4 protein-coding genes and 1 pseudogene are annotated in these 5,143 nt (G+C 65.6%); all 5 read left to right on the forward strand.

All coding sequences use genetic code 11. The annotated features are described in order from the left end of the window. Positions 1–568: MCE family protein (locus VFW69_RS02345; RefSeq protein WP_526497777.1), on the forward strand; the 568-nt coding region annotated here is incomplete at its 5' end. Next, entirely contained in the window at positions 565–1,605 is a 1,041-nt protein-coding gene (locus tag VFW69_RS02350; RefSeq protein WP_526497779.1) for a virulence factor Mce family protein, read from the forward strand. The genes VFW69_RS02345 and VFW69_RS02350, both read left to right, overlap by 4 nt. Further along, positions 1,602–3,194 (forward strand): virulence factor Mce family protein, encoded by a 1,593-nt coding sequence (locus VFW69_RS02355; RefSeq protein WP_526497781.1) that lies wholly within the window; start codon positions 1,602–1,604, stop codon positions 3,192–3,194. The genes VFW69_RS02350 and VFW69_RS02355 overlap by 4 nt, the downstream gene beginning before the upstream one ends. Beyond that, a complete protein-coding gene (locus VFW69_RS02360) occupies positions 3,191–4,807 on the forward strand; it encodes a virulence factor Mce family protein (RefSeq protein ID WP_526497783.1) in 1,617 nt (538 codons plus the stop codon). Before VFW69_RS02355 ends, VFW69_RS02360 begins: the two co-directional genes overlap by 4 nt. Before the next feature lie 41 nt (positions 4,808–4,848). Next, positions 4,849–5,143, forward strand: a pseudogene (locus tag VFW69_RS02365) (mammalian cell entry protein); the annotation flags it as partial.

Here is a 5,143-nt window from a genome sequence, read left to right on the forward strand (position 1 = left end):
GGATCTGGATCAGGCGTTGTTGTCGGCGGCGGGGTTCGGCAACACGGGTGCGGATCTGTTCAACAAGGGTGGGCCGTATCTGGCGCGCGGGGCTGCCGACCTGGTGCCGACGGCGCAACTGCTGGACACCTACAGCCCGGAGCTGTTCTGCACCGTGCGCAACTACCACGACATCGAGCCCAAAGCCGCGTCCTTCCTGGGCGGCAACGGCTACTCGCTCAACAGCCACACCCAGGCGCTGTCCGGATTGGGGCTGGTCGCGAACCCGCTGTCCTTGATCGCCGTCTCCGCGCTCACGTTGGGGCTCGGCGGCGCGGTCGGCCTGATCGGTGGTGCGCCCAACCCTTACGTCTACCCGGAGAACCTGCCCCGAGTGAACGCGCGCGGCGGCCCCGGCGGTGCGCCGGGCTGCTGGCAACCGCTCACCCACGACCTGTGGCCCGCTCCGGAGCTGGTGATGGACTCCGGCAACAGCCTCGCGCCGTACAACCACCTGGACACCGGATCGCCGTATGCGATCGAGTACGTCTGGGGCCGCCAGGTAGGGGATAACACGATCAACCCATGAAAATCACCGGAACCCTTATCAAACTCAGCATCTTTTCGGTGGTGCTGCTGATCTTCACTGTGATGATCATCGTGGTGTTCGGTCAGATGCGCTTCGACCGCACCAACAAATACTCGGCGGAGTTCACCAACGTCAGCGGCCTGCGCGCGGGCCAGTTCGTCCGCGCCTCGGGGGTTGAGGTCGGAAAGGTCGACACGGTGGAGCTGGCCGACGATGGCAAGCGGGCGAAAGTGAAATTCAACGTCGATCGCTCAATCCCGCTGTACCAGTCGACGACCGCCCAGATCCGCTACCTCGACCTGATCGGTAATCGCTACCTAGAGCTCAAACGCGGTCAAGGCGAAGGGGCCGACAAGGTTCTGCCGCCCAACGGGTTCATCCCGGTGTCACGCACCCAGCCGGCGCTCGACCTCGACGCCCTGATCGGTGGGTTCAAACCGCTGTTCCGGGCGCTGGACCCGCAAAAGGTCAACACCATCGCGACTGCGCTGGTCACGGTGTTCCAGGGCCAGGGCGGCACCATCAACGACATCCTCGACCAGACCGCGCAGCTGACCAGCCGGCTCGGTGAGCGCGACCAGGCGATCGGCGAGGTCATCAAGAACCTGAACACGGTGCTGGACACGACCGTTCGGCACCGGCAGCAGTTCGACCAGACCATCAACAATCTGGAGGTGTTGATCACCGGCCTTAAGGACCACGGTGACCAACTCGCCGGGGGGATCGCGCACATCAGCAACGCCACCGGAACGGTAGCCGACCTGCTTGCCGAGGACCGCGGACTGCTGCACAACACGCTCAACTACCTGGACGCGGTGCAGCAACCGCTGATCGACCAGCAAGACCAACTGCAGGACTTCCTCAAGAAGGTGCCAACCGCACTGAACATGATCGGGCGCGCCATCGGCTCCTACGGGGACTTCGTGAACTTTTACGCCTGCGACATCACCCTGAAGATCAACGGTCTGCAGGCCGGTGGGCCGGTCCGCACGGTCCGGCTGTTCCAGCAGCCGACGGGTAGGTGCACGCCGCAATGAGAACACTGGAGCCACCCAACCGGGTCCGCATCGGTCTGATGGGCATCGTCGTGACGCTGCTGGTGATCGGCGTGGGCCAAAGCTTCACCAGTGTCCCGATGTTGATGGCCAAACCGCATTATTACGGGCAGTTCACCGACACCGGCGGCCTCAGCAAAGGCGACAAGGTGCGCATCGCCGGCGTGGATGTCGGCAAGGTGGAAGGCATCAAGATCGACGGCGATCACATCGCGATCCAATTCAACGCCGGCACCGCACGCTTTGGCACCGAGAGCCGGATTGCGGTCAAGACCGACACCATCCTCGGAAAGAAGGTTCTCGAACTCGAGCCGCGCGGCAACCAGCCGCTGCGCCCGGGGGCGACGCTGCCGGTCGGCCAAAGCACCACGCCCTACCAGATCTACGACGCGTTCTTCGACGTCACCAAGGCCGCCCAGGGCTGGGACATCGACACCGTCAAGCAGTCACTGCACGTGCTGTCGCAGACCATCGACCAGACCTATCCGCACCTGAGCCCGGCGCTCGAAGGGGTGCAGAAATTCTCCGACACCATCGGCAAGCGCGACGAAGAGGTCAAGCATCTGCTCGCCCAGGCCAACAAGGTGGCCGGCATCCTCGGTGATCGCAGCGATCAGATCGACCGGGCGCTGGTCAACGCCAAGACGCTGCTGGCCGCCTTCAACGAACGCGGCCAGGCGATCGACGCCCTGCTCGGCAACATCGCCGTGTTCTCCGAACAGGTCAAGGGTTTCATCAACGACAACCCGAACCTGAACCACGTGCTGGAACAGCTGCGCACCGTCAGCGACATCCTGGTGCAGCGCAAGGACGACCTGGCCAACGGTTTCACCGAGGTCGGCAAGTTCCTGCCCTCGCTGAACGAGGCCATCGCCTCGGGACCGTTCTTCAAGGTGGTCCTGCACAACCTGGCCCTGTATCAGATTACGCAGCCGTGGGTCGACGCCGCCTTCAAGAAGCGCGGCATCGATCCGGAGAACTTCTGGCGCAGTGCCGGATTGCCGGCGTTCCGGTTCCCCGACCCCAACGGCACCCGCTTCCCCAACGGCGCGCCGCCACCCGCGCCCCCGGTGCTCGAGGGCACGCCCGATCACCCGGGCCCGGCCGTCCCACCGGGATCGCCCTGCTCGTACACGCCGGCGAACCCGGGCGGCAACGTCACCATCGGGGACGAGGGCCTGCCGCGGCCGTGGAACCCCTTGCCCTGTGCGGGTGCGACGACAGGACCGTTCGGTGGGCCGGCCTTCCCGGCTCCGGTCGACGTGATGACGTCGCCGCCGAACCCCGCGGGTCTGCCGCCGACGCCGGGCATCCCGATCGCGGGCCGGCCGGGCGATCCGCCACCCGACGTTCCGGGGACACCGGTGCCGCTGCCGGCGCAGGCGCCCCCGGGCGCGCGCACCGAGAACCTCGCACCGGCCGGACCGACGCCGCCGCCATCGACGTTCGCGCCGGGATTCCCGCCGGGACCGGCAGCGCCGCCCGGGCCGGGCAACCAGTTGCCGGCGCCGTTCATCAACCCCGGGGGAGCCGGAGGCAGTGGCGCAGCCGGGGGAGGTAGCCAGAATTGAGCACCATCTTTGATATCCGCAACCTGCGGCTACCGAAGCTGACTCGGGCATCGGTGATCATCGGATCGCTGGTGGTGATCCTGGCGATCGTCGTCGGCTACGTCGGTTGGCAGGTGTACCAAAAGGTGACCAACAACACCGTGGTGGCCTATTTCCCGGCGGCGAATGCGCTGTACCCGGGCGACAAGGTCCAGATCATGGGGCTGCGGGTAGGAGCGATCGACAAGATCGAGCCCAGCGGCAACAAGATGAAGGTCACTTTCCACTACGAGAACCAGTACCGGGTTCCGGCCAACGCCTCGGCGGTGATTCTCAACCCCACCCTGGTGGCGTCGCGGGCCATCCAGCTCGAGCCCGCCTACAAGGGCGGTCCGGTGCTGGCCGACAACGCGGTGATTCCCGAAGAGCGCACCCAGGTGCCGGTGGAGTGGGACGAGCTGCGCAACAGCATCACCAACATCATCTCCAAGCTGGGCCCGACACCCGAGCAGCCGAAGGGACCGTTCGGTGAGGTCATAGAGTCGTTCGCCAATGGGCTGGCCGGCAAGGGCAAGCAATTCAACAACACGCTGAGCAGCCTGTCGCAGGCGCTGACCGCGCTGAACGAGGGCCGCGGCGACTTCTTCGCGGTGGTGCGCAGCCTGGCGCTGTTCGTCAACGCCCTGCACAACGACGACCAGCAGTTCGTCGCGCTCAACCAGAACCTGGCCGATTTCACCACGCGGCTCGCGCACTCCGACAACGACTTGTCCAACGCGATCCAGCAGTTCGACGGTCTGCTTGCCACCATTCGCCCGTGGCTCGAAAAGAACCGCGGGGTCTTGACCCATGACATCAACAACCTCGAGATCGCGACGAACGCGCTGCTGCAACCGGATCCGCTGAACGGGCTGGAGACCGCGCTGCACGTGCTGCCGACGGCCGCGGCGAACATCAACCAGATCTATCACCCGTCGCACGGTTCGGTGGTCGCCATCCCGTCGATCACCAACTTCGCGAACCCGATGCAGTTCATCTGTAGTGCGATCCAGGCCGGCAGCCGGCTGGGCTACCAAGAGTCGGCCGAACTGTGCGCGCAGTACCTTTCGCCGATTCTGGACGCGATCAAGTTCAACTATCCGCCGTTCGGGTTGAACCTGTTCAGCACGGCCGAGACGCTGCCCAAGGAAGTCGCCTATTCGGAGGATCGGCTGCATCCGCCCAACGGGTACAAGGACACCACCGTCCCGGGCATCTGGGTGCCAGACACCCCGACCTCACACCGCAACACCCAGCCGGGCTGGATCGTCGCCCCAGGCATGCAGGGCCAGCAGGTCGGGCCGATCACCACGGGCCTGATGACCCCGGACTCGCTGAATGAGCTGATGGGCGGACCGAACATCGCGCCGGTGCAGTCGAACCTGCAGACCCCGCCGGGTCCGCCGAACGCCTACGACGAGAACCCAATCGCGCCGGTCATCGGGCAGAACCCGCCACAGGTGCCGATACCGCCGCCACCGCCGGGGCCGGAAGTGATCCCGGGCCCGGTCGCCCCGACACCGGCGCCGGTGTCCGCGCCCGCACCGAACGCGGGTGGCCCCGCGTCACCCGCTGACTTTGGAGGTGGCCAGTGAGGAGCGCGTTGCGTGCGAGCAGCAAGCCGAACCGTCGGCCCATGAGTGGGGCGCTTCGCGTGATCCGCCATCGGACCTGGCAAGGGCTGATCCTGCTGATCGCCACCATGGTGCTGAGCTCGTGTGGCTGGAAAGGCATCTCCAACGTCGCGATCCCGGGCGGCCCCGGCAGCGGCTCGGGGGCCATGACCGTCTACGTGCAGGTGCCCGACACCCTGGCGATCAACGGCAACAGCAAGGTGATGGTCGCAGACGTGTTCGTCGGCTCGATCAAGGCGATCAAATTGAAGAACTGGATAGCGACCTTGGAGCTGGGCTTGAAAAAAAAGGTCAAGC

The organism is Mycobacterium sp. (genome assembly GCF_036273375.1).
Lineage (GTDB): Bacteria > Actinomycetota > Actinomycetes > Mycobacteriales > Mycobacteriaceae > Mycobacterium.